Below are 20,854 nucleotides of genomic sequence, written 5' to 3' on the forward strand. Positions count from 1 at the left end.
GACCGGATGCGCCGTTGTGATCCGGTGCCCTCTGGACCTCGGCAGCGGGTGCGGGTGATCGTGGGCGGCATGAGCGCTCACCCCGGCCCGCGTACCGAAGCCGACGACGTACGGCACTTCTGGGAGGGGCTCGGGCTGCCCGGGCTCGTCGACGTGCACACGCACTTCATGCCGGAGCGGGTGCTGCGCAAGGTGTGGGCCTATTTCGACGCGCTCGGACCGCTGACCGGCGGCGTCGAATGGCCGATCACCTACCGTGCCGAGGAGGACGAACGGGCCGCGCTGCTACGGCGGTTCGGCGTGCGGGCGTTCACCGCCATGCTCTACCCGCACAAACCGGGCATGGCACGCTGGCTGAACGGCTGGGCGGCCGGCTTCGCCGCCCGCACCCCCGACTGCCTGCACACCTCCACCCTCTTCCCCGAGCCCGGCGTCGCGGAGTACGTGCGGGAGGCCGTCGACGCGGGCGCCCGCGTCGTCAAGGCCCATGTGCAGGTGGGCGCGTACGACCCGGCCGACGCCTCGCTCGACGCCGCCTGGGGGCTGCTCGCCGAGGCCGGCGTACCGGTGGTGATCCACTGCGGGTCCGGTCCCGCGCCCGGCAAGCACACCGGCCCCGAGCCGATCGCCCGCGTCCTGGCCCGGCACCCCCGGCTGCGGCTGATCGTCGCGCACCTCGGCATGCCCGAGTACGAGGACTTCCTCGACCTCGCCGAGCGGTACGCGGAGGTGCGGCTGGACACCACCATGGCGTTCACCGACTTCAGCGAACGCCTCGCCCCGTTCCCCGGGCGGGCCCTGCCCCGGCTGGCCGGCCTCGGTGACCGCGTCCTCCTCGGCACCGACTTCCCCAACATCCCCTACCCCTACCTCCACCAGCTCCGCGCGCTCGAACGGCTGGACCTCGGGGACGCCTGGCTGCGGGCGGTGTGCCACGACAACGGCGCCCGGCTCTTCGGCCTGCCGGGCCGAGCGCCGGACCGGCGGGGCGCAGACGTCCCGGGCTGAACGGAGCCCGTGAGTTTCTCAGGTAAAACACAGGTTTCCGAAAGGGTGTTCTCAGAGGCCCCCGACATCGTCTGCGGTATGACCACGATCTCGCCCCAGGGGCGCACCGAACTGCTGAGGCCGGACGGGAGCCCCGTCCGCGTGCTTGTGGTGGACGACGAGCAGTCGATCACCGAGCTGCTGTCCATGGCCCTGCGCTACGAGGGCTGGCAGATCCGCAGCGCGGGCGACGGCCAGGGCGCCCTCCGCACCGCGCGCGAGTTCCGGCCCGACGCCGTCGTCCTGGACATGATGCTGCCGGACATGGACGGCCTGGCGATCCTCGGCCGGCTGCGCCGCGAGCACCCGGACGTGCCCGTCCTGTTCCTCACCGCCAGGGACGCCGTCGAGGACCGTATCGCCGGACTGACCGCCGGCGGGGACGACTACGTCACCAAGCCGTTCAGCCTGGAGGAGGTCGTCGCCCGGCTGCGCGGGCTGATCCGCCGCTCCGGCGCCGCCGACCGCCGCTCCGAGTCGATGCTGGTCGTCGGCGACCTCACCCTCGACGAGGACAGCCACGAGGTCACCCGCGGCGGCGACGGGATCCACCTCACCGCCACCGAGTTCGAGCTGCTGCGCTTCCTCATGCGCAACCCCCGGCGGGTGCTCAGCAAGGCCCAGATCCTCGACCGGGTCTGGTCGTACGACTTCGGCGGGCAGGCCAACGTCGTCGAGCTGTACATCTCGTATCTGCGCAGGAAGATCGACGCGGGCCGGGAGCCGATGATCCACACCCGGCGCGGCGCCGGCTACATGATCAAGCCCGCGGTCGCGTGAGCGGACGGCGACGGCCGCGTCCGCGGCGGCGGGCGGGTACCCCGCGCACCCTGCGGACCCGGCTCGTCGTCGCGTCCGTGACGCTCATCGCGGTGGTGTGCGCGGTGATCGGCACCGTGACCACACTGGCGCTGCGGTCGCATCTGTACGAGCAGCTCGACGGGCAGGTCCGTGAGGTCGCCGCGCGTGCGTCGGGCATGTTCGGGCCACCGGGCCAGGGCGGGGACGGCGTCGGCAGGGAGCCCAAGCGGATCGACCTCACCGACTTCGTCGCTCATGGCCCGCAGCCGCCGTACAGCATCGCGGCGCAGGTCGAGAACGGCTCCGTCACCAAGGCCCTGTACGGGTCGAAATCCGAGGACGACTTCTCGATGAGCGCCGAGTCGCTGAACGCGGCGCAGGTTTCCGTGCTCGACTCCGTCCCGCGGGACGGCGGCGAGCACTCCGTGGACCTCCCGGGCCTCGGCGGCTACCGCGTCGTCTACCAGGAGGGCCCCAACGGGGCCTTCTACGTCGCCCTTCCCGCCGCGGACGTCGACAACACCATCAACACCCTGATCCTCGTCGAGATCAGCGTCACCGCCGCCGGGCTCATCGCCGCCTCCCTCGCCGGAGCCGTCATCGTCGGCGTCGCCACCCGCCCCCTGCGCAAGGTCGCCGCCACCGCCACCCGCGTCTCCGAACTCCCCCTGCACACCGGCGAGGTGACCCTCGAGGAACGCGTCCCCGACGCCGAGTGCGATCCGCACACCGAGGTCGGCCGGGTCGGCGCCGCCCTGAACCGCCTGCTCGACCACATCCACGGGGCGCTGCACGCCCGCCAGGAGAGCGAGACCCGGGTACGGCGGTTCGTCGCCGACGCCAGCCATGAACTCCGTACGCCGCTGGCCTCCATCCGGGGCTACGCCGAACTCACCCGGCGCGGCCGGGAACAGGTCGGCCCCGACACCCGGCACGCGCTCAGGCGGATCGAGTCCGAGGCGGGCCGGATGACCCTGCTCGTCGAGGACCTGCTGCTGCTCGCCCGCCTGGACGCCGGCCGGCCGCTGCAGTTCGAGGAGACCGACCTCGTCCCCCTCGTCGTGGACACCGTCAGCGACGCCCGCGCCGCCGGACAGGACCACGTCTGGCGCCTCGAACTGCCCGACGAGCCCGCACCGGTGTGCGCCGACGCCGCCCGGCTCCAACAGGTCCTCGTCAACCTGCTCGGCAACGCCCGCAGCCACACCCCGCCCGGCACCACCGTCACCGCACGCGTGCGCCGCGACGGGACCTGGCTGTGCGTCGACGTGACCGACGACGGGCCGGGCATCCCGCCCGGACTGCTCCCGCACGTCTTCGAACGGTTCGCGCGCGGTGACTCCGCGCGCACCCGCACCACCGGATCGACCGGTCTGGGCCTCGCCATCGTGCAGGCCGTCGCGGCCGCGCACGGCGGTGCCGTGACCGTCGACAGCGTGCCAGGACGCACCGCGTTCACCCTCCATCTGCCCGCCACGGCACCGCAGTTGACGCCCGAGCCGTACTCACAGCCACGGCACAGCCTCACCACATGGGCACGACAGGGCGGTTGACCAGAGTCGGTTCCATGCGAACCGATTCCTCTCCCGGCACCCTGCCGGCGCGGGAGCACCTCCCGGCCGCCGGAGCCGGTACGCCGGTCCTGGACGTAGTGATCCCCGTCTACAACGAGGAGAAGGACCTGGGGCCGTGCGTCCGCAGACTGCGCGAGCACCTGACCCGCACCTTCCCCTACGCCTTCCGCATCACGATCGCCGACAACGCCTCCACGGACGGCACCCCGTACGTGGCCGGCCGGCTGGCGGAACGCTTCCCCGAGGTGCGGTCCGTGCGGCTGGAGCAGAAGGGCCGCGGCCGGGCGCTGCGCACCGTCTGGTTCGCCTCGGACGCCCCCGTCCTCGCCTACATGGACGTGGACCTGTCCACCGACCTCAACGCACTGCTGCCGCTGGTCGCCCCGCTGATCTCCGGCCATTCCGACCTCGCCATCGGCTCCCGGCTGAGCCGCAGCTCCCGCGTGGTGCGGGGCGCCAAGCGGGAGTTCATCAGCCGGTCGTACAACCTGATCCTGCGGGGCTCGCTGCAGGCCCGGTTCTCCGACGCGCAGTGCGGCTTCAAGGCGATCCGCCGTGACGTCGCCCGGGTACTGCTGCCGCTGGTGGAGGACAGCGGCTGGTTCTTCGACACCGAACTGCTGGTCCTCTCCGAGCGTGCCGGGCTGCGCATCCACGAGGTGCCGGTCGACTGGGTCGACGACCCCGACTCCACCGTGCACATCGTGAAGACGGCGACCGACGACCTCAAGGGCGTCTGGCGGGTCGGCAGGGCGCTGGCCACCGGCTCGCTCCCGCTGGACCGGCTCGCCCGCCCCTTCGGCGACGACCCGCGCGACCGCACCCTCGAGGACGTCCCGCAGGGCCTGGCCCGCCAACTGGTCGGCTTCTGCGCCGTCGGTGTCCTGTCCACCCTCTTCTACCTGCTGCTCTACAGCGGCTTCCGCACCTTCACCGGCTCCCAGACCGCCAACGGGCTGGCCCTCCTCGTCTCCGCGGTCGCCAACACCGCCGCCAACCGGCGGCTCACCTTCGGGGTGCGGGGGCGCGGCGGCGCCGTACGGCATCAGGCGCAGGGGCTGGTCGTCTTCGGCATCGGCCTCGCCCTGACCAGCGGCTCCCTCGTCGCCCTCAACGCCGCCGCCGACGAACCCGCCCACTCCACCGAACTGGCGGTCCTCGTCGCGGCCAACCTCGCGGCGACCGTCCTGCGGTTCCTGCTCTTCCGCGCGTGGGTGTTCCCGGACCGCGCCCGGTCTCCCGAGCCGGCCGTCGCCCGGCAGGACGCGACCCTGCCGCTCCGGCCGGTCCGTTCACCACTGCCCACCCGTCCGTCCCGCCCTTCCGACTCCGACCCGAGGGACCTCCGATGACCACGCAGTACGACCGGACGGCGGATCCCGCCACCTGGGAACCCCCGGCCCCGGCCCGGCACGCCGCTCGCGCCCCGCTCGCCCGCAGAGCGTGGCGCGGCCGGCCCGAGGACCCCCGCTGGGCGCGCCCCGCCTTCCTCGCCCTGCTGCTGGCCACCGGCGTGCTCTACCTCTGCGACCTGAGCTCCTCCGGCTACGCCAACTCCTTCTACTCGGCGGCCGTCCAGGCGGGCAGCGAATCCTGGAAGGCGTTCTTCTTCGGTTCGCTCGACGCGGCGAACGCGATCACCGTGGACAAGCCCCCGGCCTCCCTGTGGCCGATGGAGCTGTCGGTGCGGATCTTCGGCCTGAACTCCTGGGCGATCCTGGTGCCCGAGGTGCTGATGGGCGTCGGCACGGTCGCCGTCGTCTACGCGGCCGTCCGCCGCCGCTTCAGCCCGGCGGCCGGTCTGATCGCGGGCGCGGTCCTCGCGCTCACCCCGGTCGCGGCGCTGATGTTCCGGTTCAACAACCCGGACGCGATGCTGGCGCTGCTGATGTCCGTCGCCTGCTACCTCGTCGTCCGCGCCCTGGAGGACGGCCGTACGACATGGCTGGTGTGGGCCGGGGCCGCGATCGGTTTCGCGTTCCTCGCCAAGACCCTCCAGGCCTTCCTGATCCTCCCGCCCCTCGCTCTGGTATACGGCGTCTGCGCCCCCGTGCGCCTGAAGAAGCGGCTGACCCAACTCGCCCTCGCCACCGTCGCGCTGGTCGTCTCCGGCGGCTGGTGGGTGGCGGTCGTCGAACTGTGGCCGGCGTCGTCGCGGCCGTATGTCGGCGGGTCGCAGAACAACAGCTTCCTGGAGCTGACCTTCGGCTACAACGGGCTCGGCCGGCTGAACGGCGAGGAGACCGGCAGCGTCGGCGGCGGTGGCGGGGGCATGGGCGGCGGCGGTGGTCAGTGGGGTGAGACCGGCTGGGACCGGATGTTCAACTCCGAGATCGGCGGCCAGATCTCCTGGCTGCTGCCCGCCGCGCTGATCCTGCTCGTCGCGGGCCTGGTCCTCACCCGCAAGGCCGCACGGACCGACCTCGCCCGCGGCTCGTTCCTGGTGTGGGGCGGCTCGCTGCTGATGACCACGGCCGTCTTCAGCTATATGGCCGGCATCTTCCACCAGTACTACACGGTGGCCCTCGCCCCCTACCTCGCGGCCGTGACCGGCATGGGCGCGGCGGCCCTCTGGGAGAAGCGGCGCGGGCTGTGGGCGTCGCTCGCCCTCGCGGCGGCCGCGACCGCCTCGGCCGCCTGGGGGTATGTGCTGCTCAACCGCACGCCCGACCATCTGCCGTGGCTGAAGTGGCTGGTCCTGGCCGGCGGGCTGGTGGCCGCCCTCGGGCTGGTCTTCGCGGGCAGGGTGGGGCGGGGGCCGGCCCTTGCGGCGGCTGGGCTGGGCCTGGCGGCCGCGCTGGCCGGGCCGACGGCGTACACGCTGAGCACCGTGCAGGAGGGCCACACCGGTTCGATCGTCACGGCCGGACCGGCCGGGGCGAGCATGGGCGGAGGGCCCGGCGGGGGCGGTGGCGGCTTCCCCGGCGGGGGACGGCCGGGCGGCCAGGGGCAGCAGGGCGGTCAGGGGCAGACCCCGCCCGGCGGCACCGGCAACGGCAATGGCACCGGCGGCTTCCCCGGCGGCGGTCCGATGGGCCAGAACGGCCAGGGCGCGGGCCCGCGGAACGGCACCGGGGGCACCAGCGCCGAGGGCCGGATGGGCGGTGGCGGCGGGATGGGCGGCCTGCTCGGCGGCGCGGACGTCGATGCGGAGGCGAAGGAGCTGCTGGAGACCGGCGCCGACGACTACACCTGGGCCGCGGCGGCCATCGGCGCCCAGAACGCCGCGAGTTACCAGCTCTCCACCGGTGAGCCCGTGATGGCCGTCGGCGGCTTCAACGGCACCGACCCCTCCCCGACGCTCGCCGAGTTCAAGCAGTACGTGGCGGACGGGAAGATCCACTACTTCGTCGCCGGCGGCGGCATGGGCGGCGGCATGGGTGGTGACTCCGGCAGTTCCGGGCAGATCTCGGCCTGGGTGCAGGAGAACTTCAAGGAGGTGACGGCGGGCTCGGCCACCTTCTACGACCTGACACGGCGGACGACCGGAGGCTGACGGTCCCCGCACGGGAGCGGAGGGCGGTGGCGGACCGGGCCACCGCCCTCGTCCGTGCGCCCGGCTGGCATGATGACGCGTCGGCACGTCGAGGAAGGTGCGCCATGGTGAGATCGGGCCGGCGGTCCGGGAGTGCGCCGCGGTCCAGCGTCTGGCTGAAGGACGGGGCCCGCCGCGGCAGGCGCGGGCAGCCCTCGGGCCTCGACCGGGACCGGATCACCGAGGCCACCGTGCGGCTGCTGGACGCCGAGGGCCTGGCCGCGTTCTCCATGCGCCGGCTCGCCGCCGAACTGAACGTCACCGCGATGTCCGTCTACTGGTACGTCGACACCAAGGACGACCTCCTCGAACTCGCCCTGGACCACGCCTTCGGCGAACTGCGCCTGCCCGGCCCGGCCGCCGGCGAGGACTGGCGCGACCGACTGCGCACACTGGCCCGCGAGTACCGCGCCCTGCTGGTCCGCCACCCCTGGCTGTCGCCGCTGGCCGGGAGCTTCCTCAACATCGGGCCCGGCGCGCTGGCGTTCTCCCGGGTGGTCCAGCAGATCATCCGCGGCACCGGCCTGCCGGAGCACAGGATGGCCGGCGCCCTCCTGGCCGTCCTCCAGTTCGTGTACGGCTGCGGCACCTACGAGGGCCACTTCCTCGCCCGGGTCGCCGGGGCCGGTCTGACGCCGGACGAGTACTACCGGCAGGCGGTGAGCGTGGTGACCCGGGTGCCGGACGCCGCCGGGGTCGTCGAGGAGTCGGCCGGAATCCTTCGGGCCCGGGGCGGCGGCACGGTCGAGGAGATGCGGGAACGGGACTTCGCCTTCGCCCTGGACCTGCTGGTGGCCGGCATCGAGACGATGGCGGCCCGCGACCGCGCCTGAGGCTCAGTCCCCTTCGGTCAGCCGGGCGGGGAACCCGCCGGTCGCCACCGGACCCCAGCGCTCCGGAGTGATCCGGATGATCGACTTGCCCTGCTTGACCATGGCGGCGCGGTACTCGTCCCAGTCCGGGTGCTCACCGGCGATGTTCCGGTAGTACTCCACCAGCGGCTCCACGGACGCGGGCGCGTCCAGGACCTCGGCGGTGCCGTCGATCTGGACCCACGGCCCGTTCCACTCGTCGCTGAGGACGATCAGGCTCACCCGGTCGTCCCTCTTGGCATTACGGGTCTTGGCGCGCTCGGGGTACGTGGAGACCACGATCCGCCCCGAGTCGTCGACCCCGCAGGTCAGCGGCGACCCCTGGGGCCCGCCGTCGCCCCGCCGGGTCAGCAGGATCGCCCGGTGCCGGGGCCGTACGAAGTCCAGCAGCCCGTCGAGGGAGACACGGGTGTTCGTCGCGATGTTGGGTGCCATGCGGGCAGCCTAGGCGGCCATGGCCTCCGGGAGGTTGTCGTACACGGGCACGTCGCGGCGCAGGCCCGTCAGTTCGAGTACGCGGCCGGCCGCGCTGTCCGGGCGGGCCACCACGTACACACGCGTCCCGGGGCGCAGCAGACGGCGTACGTCGTTGATCAGACGGACGCCCTGGGAGTCCATGAACAGAGTCGCGGAGAGGTCGAGGACCAGGACGCGGGGACGGGCGGCCGTACGGACTGAGGCCAGGATGACGCCGAGCAGGTCCCGGGCGTTGGAGAAGTCGATCTCCGACGGGAACCGGAGCAGCGCGTGTCCGGGCGGATGAGCGGGGTCGGAGGGGTGCGGCAGGAAGGTCACGGTGCTCACCTGGCAGACGTTCGTCCGGTGTTCCGGGAGGCCACTTCCTGACCCGTCCGCCCATTGCACCACGCGGGAGGGCACCGGCGGAAGCGGACCGGGGAGGTGACCGGTCCGGGTCCCGACACCGCAGGTCGGGCGTCACCTCACCGCGGTCGAACGGCTAGAGTTCTGTGCGTCCTGTGCTCGCAGTCGGGAATGTGCTGCGGAGCTCTCCTGCGCACGGCCGTGGTGCCGTGCATGCCGAAGAGGTTCGTGGTGGCTGCGTCCCGGTTTTCTGATTTGCCCCGTTTTCCGGTCGGGTTGGACCTGGCCGAGGCGCTCACGTCGGCGGCGCAGAGTCTGCACGAGACCTCCACCCCCGACAGCACCCTGGACACGGCGGTCCGTCTCGCCGTGGATCTCATACCCGGCGCCGACCACGCCGGAATCTCCGACATCGAGCGCGGCAACCGGCGCTCCGCCCTGGCCTGGACCGACGACGTCGTACGTACCGCGGAGTCGGACGACGGCCCCGGGACCGGACAGCAGCCGTACTGGCACCGTCTGTGGACCGCCCCCGTCGCCGAGGTCGAGGACAGCGAGAACGGTGACGGCGACACCGCGCTGTCCGTGCTGGGCCTGCGGTCCGTGCTGTCGCTGCGGCTGCGGGCCGACCGCCGCCGGCTGACCGTGCTCACCGCCTACGCCCGCAAGCCACGCGCCTTCGACGAGGCCGCGCTGCGGGTGGGCCGGCTGTTCACCGCGCACGTCGGGATCGCCCTCGACTCCGCCACCGTGCGCGAGCAGCTCACCGAGGCGATGCGCACCCGGGACCTGATCGGCCAGGCCACCGGCATCCTGATGGAGCGCCTGGACATCGACGCGGCCGGTGCCTTCGACAGCCTGGTGCGGGCCTCGCAGCGGGAGAACGTCAAACTGCGTGACCTCGCCCGCCGTATCGTCGACCCGCACAACACCCCCTGACGGGCCCTCACGAGGCGGGCAGCGACTCCCCCTGTACGGCCTGGACGTCCAGCTCCACCCGGAGGGTCGCGCCGATGGCCGCGATGCCGGCCTGGACGACCTGGTTGTAGTTCATCGCGAAGTCCTCGCGCCGCAGTTCGGTGGTGGCGCGGAAGGCCGCCCGGGTGCCGCCCCACGGATCGGCCCCGGTGCCGAGGTACGCCAGGTCCAGGTCGACGGGGCGGACGACACCGCGCATGGCCAGCTCGCCGTGGACCGTCCAGCGGTCCGGGCCCGCCTCCGCCAGACGGGTGGACCGGTAGGTGATCTCGGGGTGCCGCTCGACGTCCAGGAAGTCCGCGGACCGCAGATGGGTGTCGCGCGTTCCGTTGCCGGTGTCGATGGACGCCGCCCGGATCACCGCCTCGACCCGGGACTTGGCGATGTCGTCCGGCGCGATCTCCACCGTGGCGGCGAACTCGGTGAACCTGCCCCGCACGCTGGAGATGCCCAGGTGCTGGGCGACGGCCGCCACGCTCGAATGTGCCGGGTCCACGGTCCAGGGCCCCGGCGGCGGCAGCTCGGTGCCGCCCTGCCGGGCCAGCGTCACCGTCCCCACCTCGGCCCGCCCGCTCGCCGTGACGATCGCGCTGGCGGCGGCGGGCGCGTACCCGACCGCGGTGACGATCACGGTGTACGCCCCCGGCGCCAGCTCGGTGGCGTCCCGTACCGCTCCCTCGGCGTCCGCCCCGGCGCGCAGCACCTGCGTACCGGTCCCGTCGGCCAGGGTGACGACCGCGTGCGACACGGCCCATCCGTCCCGGGTACGGATCCTCGCGGTCAGTGGCATCCCGTTTTCTCCCTGCACATGCGTACAAAATGGCCGTGAACAGACCGGCCCGTGGCAGGGGGCGCGACTCCGCTACAGAACGCGCCGCCCGCCACGGGCCGGGGTCTCGCTACTCGCCGGGGTGGGCGAGTTCGATGTCGTGGTCGTCGGTGCCGGGGCCGGTGACCGTCAGCGCGCCGGCCACCGGGGGGTAGCCCGTGGCGATGACGGTGTACTCGCCGCCGTCCAGGTCGGCGAAGGCGTACGCGCCGTCCGCACCGGTCGTCGCGGTGGCGACCACGTTGCCGGCGGCGTCGACCAGGGTGACCCGGGCGTCGGCCAGCGGCCCGTGCGGGGCACGGACCACGCCCCGTACCCGGGCGCCGGTCTCCAGGTCGACCTCGACCCGGGTGACTCCGGTGCCGCCCACCTCGACGGGCAGGGCGCGCGGCCGGTACCCGGCGGCGTTCACCGCCACGGTCACCGTGCCCGGCACCAGCTCGGTGAAGGAGAACTCGCCCTGCTCACCGGTGTTCCCGGTGGCCAGCAGATCGCCGCGCACATCGGTGACGATCACCATGGCGTCCCGCACCGGCTGTCCGCCGTCGGCGGTGCGGACCAGTCCGGTGAGTCCGCTGGTGCCGCTGAGCAGGATGTCGTAGGCGACCGGTTCGCCGTTCACCACGACGGTGGACGCCTGCGGCTGGTGGCCGTCGGCGGCGGCGATCAGGACGTACGACCCGGCCCCGGGCGCGTCCACGGCGTAGGCGCCGTCGGCCTGCGCCACGGACCGGCCCAGCTGACGCCCGCCCAGCGAGATCAGCGTGACGGCGGCCTGCGGCACGGGTGCCCCGTCGGCGCCGCGTACGAAACCGCGCACCGGGACGCAGGGGGACGCCGGCGTCTCCGGCTCACCGGGGGCGGCGGCCGCCGTGGCGACGGCGGAGAGCCGCTGGGTGGCCGCGGGCGCGGTGTCCGTGCCGGCCGCCGGGGCCTTCACGGCCGCCGGCGCGACGGCCGGAACCGGCTCGCCGGCGACACGGGTGGCCTCGGCGGGGGCCGGGGCCACCGGCGGGGCGGCCTCGGCCGTGGCCTCCGCCGCCTGGGCCAGCGCGCCCGAGGTCCGCAGCGGGACCTCCTTGATGAACAGGGTCACCAGGAAGGCGAGCAGGGCGACCGGTGTGACGTACAGGAAGATGTCGGCGATGCCGTGCCCGTAGGCGCTCTCCAGCCAGGTGCGGATGTGCTCGGGCAGCAGGTCCATGTCGGGGATGGTGCCGCTGCCGGAGGCCTTGGCGGCCGCCGCCTGCTCCTGCGGGCTGAGCGTGCCGATGGTGTCGGCGGCGTACCCGCTGATCCGGGACGACATGACCGAGCCGAGCACTGAGACGCCCACCGCGCCGCCGAGCGACCGGAAGAACGTGACCACGGAGGACGCGGCACCCAGGTCGCCCGGGGCCACCTGGTTCTGCGTGCAGAGCACGAGGTTCTGCATCATCATGCCGACGCCGAGACCCAGCAGCGCCATGAAGATCGCGATGTGCCAGTACGGGGTGTCGTAGCGCATGGTGCTCAGCAGGCCCAGACCCGCCGTCAGCAGCACACCGCCGGCCAGCAGCCAGTTCTTCCACTTGCCGGTCTTGGTGATGACCATTCCGGAGACCGTGGACGACACGAACAGGCCGCCGATCATCGGGATGGTCATGACGCCCGACATCGTCGGGGACTTGTCCCGGGCCAGCTGGAAGTACTGGCTGAAGTAGACGGTGCCCGCGAACATCGCGATACCGACGAACAGCGAGGCCAGCGAGGCCAGCGTGATGGTGCGGTTGCGGAACAGCCGCAGCGGGATGATCGGCTCGGCGGCCTTCGTCTCGACGAAGAGGAAGACCAGCGTCAGGGCGATCGCGCCGCCGACCATGGCGGCGGTCTGCCAGGACAGCCAGGAGTACTTGTCGTCGGCGAAGGTGACCCAGACGAGCAGCAGGCAGACGGCAGCGGTGACGAAGAAGGCGCCGGCCCAGTCGACCTTGACCTTGCGCCGGGTCACCGGCAGGTGCAGCGTCTTCTGCAGCACGATGAGCGCGATGAGCGCGAAGGGCACGCCGACGTAGAGGCACCAGCGCCAGCCGAGCCAGCTGGTGTCGGTGATCACGCCGCCGAGCAGCGGGCCGCCGACGGTCGCGACGGCGAAGGTCGCGCCCAGGTAGCCGGAGTAGCGCCCGCGCTCACGCGGGGAGATCATCGCGGCCATGATGATCTGCGCCAGGGCGGACAGACCGCCGGCGCCCAGACCCTGGATGGCACGCGCGCTGATCAGCATCGCCGGGTTCTGCGCCATACCGGCCACGACGGAGCCGAGGACGAAGACGACCAGGCCTATCTGGACCAGGACCTTCTTGCTGAACAGGTCGGCGAGCTTGCCCCACAGGGGGGTGGAGGCGGTCATCGTCAGCAGCGAGGCGGTGACGACCCAGGTGTAGGCGCTCTGGCCGCCGCCGAGGTCGCCCACGATCTCGGGCAGCGCGTTGGTGACGATGGTCGACGACAGGATGGCGGCGAACATGCCGAGCAGCAGCCCGGACAGTGCCTCCATGATCTGCCGATGCGTCATCGGAGCGTCTGTGGAGGAGCCTCCCCCGTGCTTGGCATGAGCCCGCACACCGGCTGGTGTGGTCGTTGCCATGGACTTCCTTCTCTTACGTGCTTGCGGGTGTACGGGTGGTCTGTTCGAGAGCGGGGGACGCCGGGCGGGGGCCCGCGCGGCAGTCACCGAAGCTGTCCCTGAGCCGGGTCATCAGCTGGGTGAGCCGGCCGACCTCGTCGTCGGTCCAGTCGTCCAGGCGCTCCGCGAGGAGCTGGGTGGTCCGCCGGAACAGCTCGTCGAGCTGGGTCCGGCCGGCGGGGGTGAGGTGCAGGATGCGGGACCGTTTGTCGGCGGGGTCCGGGAAGCGCTCGATCCAGCCGCGCTCGGCGAGATACGCGACGTGGCGGCTGGTGACCGAGATGTCCACGGACAGCAGCTCGGCGAGCCTGCTCATGCGCATGTCGCCGTGGCGGCCGAGCAGTGTCAGCACGGCGGCGGAGCCGCTGTGGCAGTCGGCCGGCATGATCCGGTTCATCTCCCGCTTGACGGCGCCGAACGCGCTGAACTGTCGCACCAGCTCCTCGTACCGCGCCCGCTCGGCCATGACACCCCATCCCTGTTGATTGCTTAGGGCAACGATAGAAATGGATGGTTGCCACAGGCAAACAAAAACGGGCGTTCCGGCTCAAAAACTTGGCAAAGGCAAGTAATCGCGAAAGTAAATACGCAGGCCAGGGCGCATCCGCCGCCGTCGGCGGCCCCTGTCGGGACCGTTCCCCCTGTCGGGGCCGTTCCCCTGCCGGGCGCCGCCTGCGACGGTCCCCCGACCGGGATCCTTCCCTTGCCGGGCGCCGCCTGCGGTGGTCGCCGAACGGGACGATTCCCCTGACGGGCGCCCCCACTTGGGCGCCTCACCGGGCATTCGCTAGGGTCTCGGGGCATGGCTAACACCCCGGGCCCGCAGGGCAACCACGACCCCGCCGGCAGCACCCAGATGTTCCGCGCCTTCGTCGACGAGGAACCCCAGGCCCGTCAGCCCGCCACCACGAGCGGCGGCGGCCCCCGCATCGGCCTGATCATCGGCATCGTCGCAGCGGTGGCGATCGTCGCGGCGGTGGCCTGGCTCGCCCTGAAGTAACGACGAACAACACGGCGACCCGCGCCCCTCAGGGGCGCGGGTCAGGCCCGCAGACACACGTCGGCCCAGTCCCACCCCCTAAGGGGCGCGGGGGACTGCGCGGCCAGCCTCCACGCGCCCGCAGGCACGCACGCCGGCCCGGACCCACCCTCACGCACCCGCAGGGATCCGCGGCCAACCCCCACGCACCCGCAGGGGGAACCGTCAGTCCGAGATCAGCCCTTCCCGCAGCTGCGCCAGCGTCCTCGTCAACAGCCGGGACACATGCATCTGCGAGATGCCGACCTCCTCGCCGATCTGCGACTGCGTCATGTTCGCGAAGAACCGCAGCATGATGATCCGCCGCTCCCGCGGCGGCAGCTTCGCCAGCAGCGGCTTCAGCGACTCCCGGTACTCCACGCCCTCCAGCGCCGTGTCCTCGTAGCCGAGGCGGTCCGCCAGCGAGCCCTCACCCCCGTCGTCCTCGGGCGCGGGGGAGTCCAGCGAGGACGCCGTGTACGCGTTGCCCACCGCGAGGCCGTCGACGACGTCCTCCTCGGACACGCCCAGCACGACGGCGAGTTCGGTGACCGTGGGCGAACGGTCCAGCTTCTGGGAGAGCTCGTCGCTGGCCTTCGTCAGCGCCAGGCGCAGCTCCTGCAGCCGGCGCGGCACCCGCACCGACCACGACGTGTCACGGAAGAACCGCTTGATCTCGCCGACCACCGTCGGCATCGCGAACGTCGGGAACTCCACGCCCCGTTCGCAGTCGAAGCGGTCGATCGCCTTGATCAGCCCGATCGTGCCGACCTGGACGATGTCCTCCATCGGCTCGTTGCGCGAGCGGAACCGCGCCGCCGCGTACCGCACCAGCGGCAGATTGAGCTCGATCAGGGTGTCCCGGACGTAGCCACGCTCCGGGCTGTCCTCGTCGAGCGCGGCGAGCCGCAGGAACAGGGAACGGGACAGGGTGCGGGTGTCGAGGGCCGCCGTGTCCGGGACTTCCGGAGCCGGTGTGGCCGGGCCTTCGTCGATGGGGCCGAGTGCGTCGAGAGCATGGGGAGCTTTCTCGCTCTCCGCGAGCGTGAGCACCTTCGAGCTGCCCTGTTCTGCGGACATGCCACCCCCTTTGGGTCGCGGGACGGTCGCGGCGGGCGCTCCCCATGTGGAGAACGCAGCCATCACCTGGAATACCGGCGCCGAGGCTCCGGCAAACACGCTTCCCGCAGAATGTCACATGTCGGCAACGCGCTGTAGTGACATGTCGACATGCGAGACGCGAATCGGCCCTGGAAACAAGGGGTCTGACAGTCTTTCGGCCCAGAAACGCACAGAAGGACACCGCTGGGCGATTCGCTCTTTCCGGTTACGCGTCGATCCTGTTTGCGGACCGCAGCCGCTGGAAGCTACGCGCCAGTAGCCGGGACACGTGCATCTGCGAGACACCCAGTTCCGCACTGATCTGCGACTGGGTGAGATTGCTGTAGTAACGCAGCAGCAGGATGCGCTGCTCCCGCTCGGGCAGCTGAACGAGCAGATGGCGTACGAGATCGCGGTGCTCCACGCCGTCCAGGGCGGGATCCTCGTAGCCGAGCCGGTCCAGCAGTCCGGGCATCCCGTCGCCCTCCTGCGCGGCCTCCAGCGAGGTGGCGTGGTACGACCGTCCCGCCTCGATGCAGGACAGCACCTCCTCCTCGGAGATGCGCAGCCGCTGGGCGATCTCGGCGGTCGACGGGGAGCGCCCGAACGCGGTCGTCAGGTCCTCGGTCGCGCTGTTGACCTGCACCCACAGCTCGTGCAGCCGGCGCGGTACGTGGACGGTGCGGACGTTGTCCCGGAAGTACCGCTTGATCTCGCCGACCACCGTCGGCATCGCGAACGTCGGGAACTGCACTCCCCGGTCCGGGTCGAAGCGGTCGATGGCGTTGATCAGCCCGATGGTGCCGACCTGGACGACGTCCTCCATCGGCTCGTTGCGGGAGCGGAAGCGGGCGGCGGCGTAGCGCACCAGGGGCAGATTGGCCTCGATGAGCGCCGCGCGTACGCGGGTGTGCTCCGGCGTGCCCGGTTCCAGCTCCTTGAGCTGACCGAAGAGCAGTTGCGTCAGGGCGCGGGTGTCGGCACCGCGCCGCCTGGCCGGACTCATCGGCTCGTCGGCGCTCGGGGAGGGGACGGGAGAGGGCTGGTCGGGGGAGGGCTGGGCGGAGGAGGACTGGGTCGAGGCCGGTGCCTGGACCGCGTCGGGGGACACCTCGTCCTGGGGCGGCGCAGTACTGGCCGGCACGGTCAACGCCACCTCGTCATCGCTCACATCGTCCGTCAACTCATCCGTCAAAAGCGGTCATAGCATCACAAGACTGACTCACTGTGTGCAAGCACCGCATATTCCGTGTTGAGCGGCAAACATGTCCGTACGGCGCGAAAAAGCCCCCCGCCGGTCACGGCGGAGGGCCCCGGGAGGCGACGGAACGTCAGAACTCGTAGTCGGCGATCACCCACGTGGCGAACTCGCGCCACAGTCCGACACCGGCCTGGTGGTCCGGGTGCTCCACGTAGCGGCGCAGCGCGTCGGCGTCCTCGAACGCGGAGTTGATGGCGAAGTCGTAGGCGATGGGGCGGTCGCTGATGTTCCAGGCGCACTCCCAGAAGCGGATCTCCGGGATCTTCCCGTCCAGCGAACGGAAAGCCTCCTCGCCCGCCACGACCCTCGGGTCGTCGCGCCCGACACCCTCGTTCAGCCGGAAGAGCACCAGGTGGCGGATCATCACTTACCTCCGTTGGCCAGCCAGGTCATGAAGTCGCCGACCGCCTTCGCGGCGTCCGAGATGCCCTCGAACCCTATCTGGACGTAGTCGGCGGCCTTGGCGGGGTCCGTGATGATCAGATACAGCGCGAAGACCACGAGGACGTAGACGACGACCTTCTTCGCGTTCACCGCCATCGCGGCCCTCCCCAGTCACTGATGTGCACCCATGTCACACGTGCATCGAGCGGGCCCATGATCGCACGAAGGGCCCCGTCTGACGACGGGGCCCTTCACCGGCGGTAGCGGAGGGATTTGAACCCTCGGTGACTTGCGCCACACTCGCTTTCGAGGCGAGCTCCTTCGGCCGCTCGGACACGCTACCGAGGGAGACCTTACAGCACGGCGGGGCGTGCTTTGAAATCAGAATTCAGCGGTTCCGGAAGAACTCCGTGAGCAGGCCGGCGCACTCCTCGGCGAGTACGCCCTCGATCACTTCCGGCCGGTGGTTGAGGCGCCGGTCGCGGACGAGGTCCCACTGCGAGCCGACCGCGCCCGCCTTCTCGTCCCGGGCGCCGTAGACCACCCGGTCGACCCGTGACTGCTGCACCGCTCCCGCGCACATCGTGCACGGCTCCAGCGTCACCACCAGGGTGCAGCCGGCCAGCCGCCACTCCCCGAGCCGCGCGGCGGCCCGCCGGACGGCGAGCACCTCCGCGTGCGCGGTGGGGTCGCCGCCCGCCTCGCGTTCGTTGTGGGCGGTGGCCAGTACGGTGCCGCCGTCCGGGGCGAGTACGACGGCGCCGACGGGTACGTCCCCGCCCCGGACGGCCTCTTCGGCCTGTTCCAGGGCGAGCCGCATCGCCGGCCGCCACGGGTCGCGTACGGGGTCGGGCGCGGTCAGCGGACGGTCTCCAGGACCTCCGAGGCGCCCAGGGCGTCGGCGATCTCGTTGACGGCGTCCTCGGTCAGCGAACGCAGTTCCTTCTCGGTGACGCCCAGATCGTCCAGGATCCGCGGGTCACCGACCGGTCCGTGCGGTACGGCGTCGGCGGAACCCGCTGACGGGGCGCCGTCGTCGGCGTCCTCGTCGTCCGGTTCGCCGTCCTCCGTCCCGTCGAGGTCGAGTGCGTCCAGGTCGGCGCCGTCGTCCCCGGGTGCGCGGCCGAGCAGTTCGTCGGTGAGCAGGATCTCGCCGTAGCTGCTGCGGGCGGCGGCTGCGGCGTCGGACACGTAGACCCGGGGATCCTCCTCCCCGTCCACGCGGACGACGCCGAACCAGCCGCCCTCCTGCTCGATCAGCACGAGCACCGTGTCCTCGTCGGGAGAGGACTCCCGGGCCAGGTCGGCCAGATCCGACAGGGTTTCCACATCGTCGAGCTCCGTGTCGCTCGCTTCCCACCCGTCTTCGGTGCGCGCGAGCAGTGCGGCGAAGTACACCGTGACTCTCCCACTGGTCATAGGTGTGCCGGTTGGGGTTCCCCCCGGCGGAGGTGTCGCGGGCGGGGAGTCGGTTCTCCGGGCCCCGTCCACTCGGAATCGTGGCAGAAACCCGGCCGTCGGGGGACGTCTTCGGCACCCTGTGTCCGCAGTTTTGATCGCAGTCCACCGAGTGCGCCCACGAAGGACCCACCAGCGCACTCCCTGCCACCACGTGCGGATCGTACGCGGCCCCGGTCACGCCACCCCGTATTGGCCCCCACCACCCGGCCCCGCACGGCCACTTCGCCCTTCCCCCCCCCCACGTGCGCGACGGGATCTTCCCCGGGCGAGCGGGGTCTCCCCGCGGCCGGATCGCCTTCCCGCGCGGCGGCGTGTCTTCCGGGGCGGTCGGGCCGGGCCGCCCACCGCGTGGCCGGCGAGTCTTCCGCGGTGCTCCCGGGGCCGTTCCCTGCGGGTTCGCCTACCAGCGGAATGTGCGCATGCGCATGGCGTGGCGCAGACGGGCGGCCTTGGCCCGGCGGGGCTGGACCCGGTCGCGGAGTTCCCGGGCCTCGGCGAGCTCACGGAGGAAGCGGGCACGGCGGCGTCGCCGGTCCGCCTCCGTCTCCGCCCCGGGCGTCATACCGGACGCCGAACCGGCCGTGGGCCCGGATGCCCGTCCCGGCGTCGGTCCGGGTTTCTCACGCGGTGACGGATCGGCTCGGTTGTTCCGTTCCTGCTCAGGCATTGGTTCACCACCCCAGTCCGTCCCTTCCATGTTCCCCCGGACGGGCGGTTTGACGCCAGTGAACGAGTGAAGGGCGCACGGGCCGCTTGCCGTGTGCGGGGACGCCGGGCCGGCCGGGCCCGGTTACTGTTGACGCCATGCGTCTCCACGTCGTCGACCACCCCTTGGTCGCCCACAAGCTCACCACGCTGCGCGACCAGCGCACCGACTCCGCCACCTTCCGCCGGCTCGCCGACGAGCTGGTCACCCTGCTCGCGTACGAGGCCACGCGCGACGTGCGCACCGAACAGGTCGACATCCAGACGCCGGTCGAGCGGACCACGGGTGTCAAGCTCTCCCACCCGCGCCCGCTGGTGGTGCCGATCCTGCGGGCCGGTCTCGGCATGCTGGACGGCATGGTCCGGCTGCTGCCGACCGCCGAGGTGGGCTTCCTCGGCATGATCCGCAACGAGGAGACGCTGCAGGCCTCGACGTACGCCACCCGGATGCCGGAGGACCTCTCCGGGCGCCAGGTCTACGTCCTGGACCCGATGCTGGCCACCGGCGGCACCCTGGTCGCGGCGATCCAGGAGCTGATCAAGCGCGGCGCGGACGATGTGACCGCCGTGGTGCTGCTGGCCGCGCCGGAGGGCGTCGAAATCATGGAGCGCGAGCTGGCCGGCACGCCGGTGACGGTCGTGACGGCGTCGGTCGACGAGCGGCTCAACGAGCAGGGCTACATCGTGCCGGGCCTCGGCGACGCGGGCGACCGGATGTACGGGGCGGCCGAGTAGGACCCGGCCCCGCCCCTTCTCAGCAGTTCTTCTTCGAGGCGGGCGTCGGCTCGGGATCGGCCAGTGCGGCCAGGGCCCGGTCGGCGTCCGCCTTCCCCGTCAGGGCCTGGAACTTGTCGCCGATGATCAGATCGACCTCGGTCCCCTTGCGGGCCGGGTCGGTACGGCGTTCGGCACCGGCGAGCTGGGCGCCGAGCACCGGCAGCGAGGTGTCGAGGGCGGCGGCCGGCCCGAGCAGCACACCGGTGCCCTTGACCTTCTTGTCGTACTGCTTCGGCGCGTTGGCGACCTCGCCGACCTTGAAGCCGCGCTTCTTCAGCTCGTCGGCGGTCTTCTGGGCGAGCCCGCCGCGCGTCGTGGCGTTGAGGACGTTGACCGTGATCGTCCCCGGCCGGGGAAGCACCTTCGGCGCGACCGTGCGGCTCGCCTTGTCGGCGCACGCCGCCTTGGTGCCGACCGCGGAGGCGGAGTCGCCGCCGCCGGTGAACACCTCGATGAGCTGGAGAGTGCCCCAGCCGCCCACGCCGAGTACGGCGACGGAGGCGACGGTCAGGACGACGAGCCTGCCGCGTCGCCGGGGCCGGCGCATCCGCGGGTACTTGTCACCCGTGATGCGGTACTGGCCGCCCATGCCGGGTGGAGTGAGCATGCTCATGAGCGCAGCGTAGTGCGCCCGGGCGGCTCTGCCTACCAGATGATCATCCGACTGGGTGCACTCCAACCCGAAAGGGTCAGATCGCGGCCCCGCCGGTCGCCGGAGGGGGCGTCAGTCCAGCTCCAGCACGCGGGCGTGCAGCACCTGGCGCTGCTGGAGCGCGGCCCGCACCGCGCGGTGCAGTCCGTCCTCCAGGTACAGGTCGCCCCGCCACTTCACGACATGCGCGAACAGGTCGCCGTAGAAGGTCGAGTCCTCGGCGAGGAGGGTCTCGAGGTCGAGCTGCTGCTTGGTCGTCACGAGCTGATCGAGGCGGACCGGGCGCGGCGCGACGTCCGCCCACGACCGGGTGCTTTCCCGGCCGTGGTCGGGGTACGGCCGGCCGTTTCCGATGCGCTTGAAGATCACACG

Annotated in this window: 23 protein-coding genes and 1 tRNA gene; 9 read left to right on the forward strand and 15 right to left on the reverse strand. The window is 71.9% G+C overall.

Annotation, left to right across the window (positions count from 1 at the left end):
• The first annotated feature begins 69 nt into the window (after positions 1-69).
• From IF28_RS0107305 to IF28_RS0107330, 6 genes are all read left to right on the forward strand, one after another.
• Positions 70-1,008, forward strand: coding sequence for an amidohydrolase family protein (locus IF28_RS0107305; protein ID WP_037892787.1), 939 nt, complete (start codon positions 70-72; stop codon positions 1,006-1,008).
• 78 nt (positions 1,009-1,086) lie between these two features.
• Positions 1,087-1,827 carry a response regulator transcription factor gene (locus IF28_RS0107310; protein ID WP_199808961.1) on the forward strand — a complete coding sequence of 247 codons (741 nt, stop codon included), beginning with the start codon at positions 1,087-1,089 and terminating at the stop codon, positions 1,825-1,827.
• Complete coding sequence (locus IF28_RS0107315) at positions 1,824-3,401, forward strand: sensor histidine kinase (RefSeq protein WP_030215669.1); 1,578 nt, start codon at positions 1,824-1,826, stop codon at positions 3,399-3,401. The genes IF28_RS0107310 and IF28_RS0107315 overlap by 4 nt, the downstream gene beginning before the upstream one ends.
• Before the next feature lie 14 nt (positions 3,402-3,415).
• Complete coding sequence (locus IF28_RS0107320) at positions 3,416-4,774, forward strand: bifunctional glycosyltransferase family 2/GtrA family protein (protein WP_037892732.1); 1,359 nt, start codon at positions 3,416-3,418, stop codon at positions 4,772-4,774.
• Complete coding sequence (locus tag IF28_RS0107325) at positions 4,771-6,918, forward strand: glycosyltransferase family 39 protein (RefSeq protein ID WP_030215676.1); 2,148 nt, start codon at positions 4,771-4,773, stop codon at positions 6,916-6,918. Before IF28_RS0107320 ends, IF28_RS0107325 begins: the two co-directional genes overlap by 4 nt.
• A 104-nt stretch (positions 6,919-7,022) precedes the next feature.
• Positions 7,023-7,790, forward strand: a complete 768-nt coding sequence (locus IF28_RS0107330) for a TetR/AcrR family transcriptional regulator (protein ID WP_030215678.1) — start codon at positions 7,023-7,025, stop codon at positions 7,788-7,790.
• Between the two features lie 3 nt (positions 7,791-7,793).
• Here the strand turns inward: IF28_RS0107330 and IF28_RS0107335 are convergent, their stop codons facing one another.
• Together IF28_RS0107335 and IF28_RS0107340 are read right to left on the reverse strand one after the other, a co-directional pair.
• A complete protein-coding gene (locus IF28_RS0107335; RefSeq protein ID WP_030215680.1) occupies positions 7,794-8,264 on the reverse strand; it encodes a PPOX class F420-dependent oxidoreductase in 471 nt (156 codons plus the stop codon).
• A 9-nt stretch (positions 8,265-8,273) separates the two neighbouring features.
• The gene (locus tag IF28_RS0107340; protein ID WP_106982003.1) at positions 8,274-8,633 is read right to left on the reverse strand and encodes an STAS domain-containing protein; all 360 of its coding nucleotides are present in this window, start codon (positions 8,631-8,633) and stop codon (positions 8,274-8,276) included.
• Between the two features lie 231 nt (positions 8,634-8,864).
• Between IF28_RS0107340 and IF28_RS0107345 the strand changes: the two genes are divergently transcribed.
• On the forward strand, positions 8,865-9,590 hold the full coding sequence (locus tag IF28_RS0107345) for an ANTAR domain-containing protein (protein ID WP_051713667.1): 726 nt from the start codon (positions 8,865-8,867) through the stop codon (positions 9,588-9,590).
• Positions 9,591-9,597: 7 nt separating this feature from the next.
• Here IF28_RS0107345 and IF28_RS0107350 read toward each other — a convergent pair whose 3' ends face one another.
• From IF28_RS0107350 to IF28_RS0107360, 3 genes are all read right to left on the reverse strand, one after another.
• Entirely contained in the window at positions 9,598-10,419 is an 822-nt protein-coding gene (locus tag IF28_RS0107350; RefSeq protein WP_030215690.1) for a YceI family protein, read from the reverse strand.
• A gap of 109 nt (positions 10,420-10,528) precedes the next feature.
• Positions 10,529-13,084 (reverse strand): MFS transporter, encoded by a 2,556-nt coding sequence (locus IF28_RS0107355; RefSeq protein WP_078620922.1) that lies wholly within the window; start codon positions 13,082-13,084, stop codon positions 10,529-10,531.
• 13 nt (positions 13,085-13,097) lie between these two features.
• A complete protein-coding gene (locus IF28_RS0107360) occupies positions 13,098-13,589 on the reverse strand; it encodes a MarR family winged helix-turn-helix transcriptional regulator (RefSeq protein ID WP_030215695.1) in 492 nt (163 codons plus the stop codon).
• 336 nt (positions 13,590-13,925) lie between these two features.
• On the opposite strand from IF28_RS0107360, the gene IF28_RS0107365 reads away from it, so the two are divergent.
• Positions 13,926-14,123: a hypothetical protein gene (locus IF28_RS0107365; RefSeq protein ID WP_030215696.1), complete on the forward strand. Its 198-nt coding sequence runs from the start codon at positions 13,926-13,928 to the stop codon at positions 14,121-14,123.
• A gap of 204 nt (positions 14,124-14,327) precedes the next feature.
• Here IF28_RS0107365 and IF28_RS0107370 read toward each other — a convergent pair whose 3' ends face one another.
• From IF28_RS0107370 to IF28_RS36210, 8 genes are all read right to left on the reverse strand, one after another.
• Positions 14,328-15,221, reverse strand: coding sequence for an RNA polymerase sigma factor SigF (locus tag IF28_RS0107370; protein WP_030215697.1), 894 nt, complete (start codon positions 15,219-15,221; stop codon positions 14,328-14,330).
• 247 nt (positions 15,222-15,468) lie between these two features.
• A complete protein-coding gene (locus tag IF28_RS0107375; RefSeq protein WP_406710466.1) occupies positions 15,469-16,248 on the reverse strand; it encodes an RNA polymerase sigma factor SigF in 780 nt (259 codons plus the stop codon).
• Positions 16,249-16,573: 325 nt separating this feature from the next.
• Positions 16,574-16,867, reverse strand: coding sequence for a Dabb family protein (locus IF28_RS0107380; protein WP_030215706.1), 294 nt, complete (start codon positions 16,865-16,867; stop codon positions 16,574-16,576).
• The gene (locus IF28_RS38525) at positions 16,867-17,043 is read right to left on the reverse strand and encodes a hypothetical protein (protein WP_030215709.1); all 177 of its coding nucleotides are present in this window, start codon (positions 17,041-17,043) and stop codon (positions 16,867-16,869) included. The genes IF28_RS0107380 and IF28_RS38525 overlap by 1 nt, the downstream gene beginning before the upstream one ends.
• 102 nt (positions 17,044-17,145) lie before the next feature.
• Positions 17,146-17,230, reverse strand: a tRNA-Ser gene (locus IF28_RS0107390).
• A 45-nt stretch (positions 17,231-17,275) separates the two neighbouring features.
• Positions 17,276-17,707 carry a tRNA adenosine(34) deaminase TadA gene (gene tadA, locus IF28_RS0107395; RefSeq protein WP_030215712.1) on the reverse strand — a complete coding sequence of 144 codons (432 nt, stop codon included), beginning with the start codon at positions 17,705-17,707 and terminating at the stop codon, positions 17,276-17,278.
• Positions 17,708-17,745: 38 nt separating this feature from the next.
• Positions 17,746-18,285, reverse strand: a complete 540-nt coding sequence (locus tag IF28_RS0107400; protein ID WP_030215715.1) for a hypothetical protein — start codon at positions 18,283-18,285, stop codon at positions 17,746-17,748.
• Positions 18,286-18,748: 463 nt separating this feature from the next.
• A complete protein-coding gene (locus IF28_RS36210; protein WP_037892736.1) occupies positions 18,749-19,015 on the reverse strand; it encodes a hypothetical protein in 267 nt (88 codons plus the stop codon).
• Positions 19,016-19,152: 137 nt separating this feature from the next.
• On the opposite strand from IF28_RS36210, the gene upp reads away from it, so the two are divergent.
• Positions 19,153-19,788 carry a uracil phosphoribosyltransferase gene (gene upp, locus IF28_RS0107410; protein ID WP_030215718.1) on the forward strand — a complete coding sequence of 212 codons (636 nt, stop codon included), beginning with the start codon at positions 19,153-19,155 and terminating at the stop codon, positions 19,786-19,788.
• Positions 19,789-19,807: 19 nt separating this feature from the next.
• On the opposite strand, the gene IF28_RS0107415 is transcribed toward upp, so the two are convergent.
• Both IF28_RS0107415 and IF28_RS0107420 read right to left on the reverse strand, forming a co-directional pair.
• On the reverse strand, positions 19,808-20,419 hold the full coding sequence (locus tag IF28_RS0107415; RefSeq protein ID WP_030215719.1) for a LytR C-terminal domain-containing protein: 612 nt from the start codon (positions 20,417-20,419) through the stop codon (positions 19,808-19,810).
• A gap of 135 nt (positions 20,420-20,554) precedes the next feature.
• Positions 20,555-20,851: a type II toxin-antitoxin system VapB family antitoxin gene (locus tag IF28_RS0107420; protein ID WP_030215722.1), complete on the reverse strand. Its 297-nt coding sequence runs from the start codon at positions 20,849-20,851 to the stop codon at positions 20,555-20,557.
• Positions 20,852-20,854: the final 3 nt, after the last annotated feature.

Origin of the sequence: Streptomyces sp. NRRL WC-3626, assembly GCF_000718785.1 — a bacterium.
GTDB lineage: Bacteria > Actinomycetota > Actinomycetes > Streptomycetales > Streptomycetaceae > Streptomyces > Streptomyces edwardsiae.

What these genes read in the sequence shown, in the direction of transcription:
- IF28_RS0107305 (WP_037892787.1), top strand. Translation starts at nt 70, where the DNA reads ATGAGCGCTCACCCCGGCCCGCGTACCGAAGCCGACGACGTACGGCAC.
- IF28_RS0107310 (WP_199808961.1), top strand. Translation starts at nt 1,087, where the DNA reads ATGACCACGATCTCGCCCCAGGGGCGCACCGAACTGCTGAGGCCGGAC.
- IF28_RS0107320 (WP_037892732.1), top strand. Translation starts at nt 3,416, where the DNA reads ATGCGAACCGATTCCTCTCCCGGCACCCTGCCGGCGCGGGAGCACCTC.
- IF28_RS0107325 (WP_030215676.1), top strand. Translation starts at nt 4,771, where the DNA reads ATGACCACGCAGTACGACCGGACGGCGGATCCCGCCACCTGGGAACCC.
- IF28_RS0107330 (WP_030215678.1), top strand. Translation starts at nt 7,023, where the DNA reads ATGGTGAGATCGGGCCGGCGGTCCGGGAGTGCGCCGCGGTCCAGCGTC.
- IF28_RS0107335 (WP_030215680.1), bottom strand. Translation starts at nt 8,264, where the DNA reads ATGGCACCCAACATCGCGACGAACACCCGTGTCTCCCTCGACGGGCTG.
- IF28_RS0107345 (WP_051713667.1), top strand. Translation starts at nt 8,865, where the DNA reads ATGCCGAAGAGGTTCGTGGTGGCTGCGTCCCGGTTTTCTGATTTGCCC.
- IF28_RS0107350 (WP_030215690.1), bottom strand. Translation starts at nt 10,419, where the DNA reads ATGCCACTGACCGCGAGGATCCGTACCCGGGACGGATGGGCCGTGTCG.
- IF28_RS0107355 (WP_078620922.1), bottom strand. Translation starts at nt 13,084, where the DNA reads ATGGCAACGACCACACCAGCCGGTGTGCGGGCTCATGCCAAGCACGGG.
- IF28_RS0107360 (WP_030215695.1), bottom strand. Translation starts at nt 13,589, where the DNA reads ATGGCCGAGCGGGCGCGGTACGAGGAGCTGGTGCGACAGTTCAGCGCG.
- IF28_RS0107365 (WP_030215696.1), top strand. Translation starts at nt 13,926, where the DNA reads ATGGCTAACACCCCGGGCCCGCAGGGCAACCACGACCCCGCCGGCAGC.
- IF28_RS0107370 (WP_030215697.1), bottom strand. Translation starts at nt 15,221, where the DNA reads ATGTCCGCAGAACAGGGCAGCTCGAAGGTGCTCACGCTCGCGGAGAGC.
- IF28_RS0107375 (WP_406710466.1), bottom strand. Translation starts at nt 16,248, where the DNA reads ATGAGTCCGGCCAGGCGGCGCGGTGCCGACACCCGCGCCCTGACGCAA.
- IF28_RS0107380 (WP_030215706.1), bottom strand. Translation starts at nt 16,867, where the DNA reads ATGATCCGCCACCTGGTGCTCTTCCGGCTGAACGAGGGTGTCGGGCGC.
- IF28_RS38525 (WP_030215709.1), bottom strand. Translation starts at nt 17,043, where the DNA reads ATGGCGGTGAACGCGAAGAAGGTCGTCGTCTACGTCCTCGTGGTCTTC.
- tadA (WP_030215712.1), bottom strand. Translation starts at nt 17,707, where the DNA reads ATGCGGCTCGCCCTGGAACAGGCCGAAGAGGCCGTCCGGGGCGGGGAC.
- IF28_RS36210 (WP_037892736.1), bottom strand. Translation starts at nt 19,015, where the DNA reads ATGCCTGAGCAGGAACGGAACAACCGAGCCGATCCGTCACCGCGTGAG.
- upp (WP_030215718.1), top strand. Translation starts at nt 19,153, where the DNA reads ATGCGTCTCCACGTCGTCGACCACCCCTTGGTCGCCCACAAGCTCACC.
- IF28_RS0107415 (WP_030215719.1), bottom strand. Translation starts at nt 20,419, where the DNA reads ATGGGCGGCCAGTACCGCATCACGGGTGACAAGTACCCGCGGATGCGC.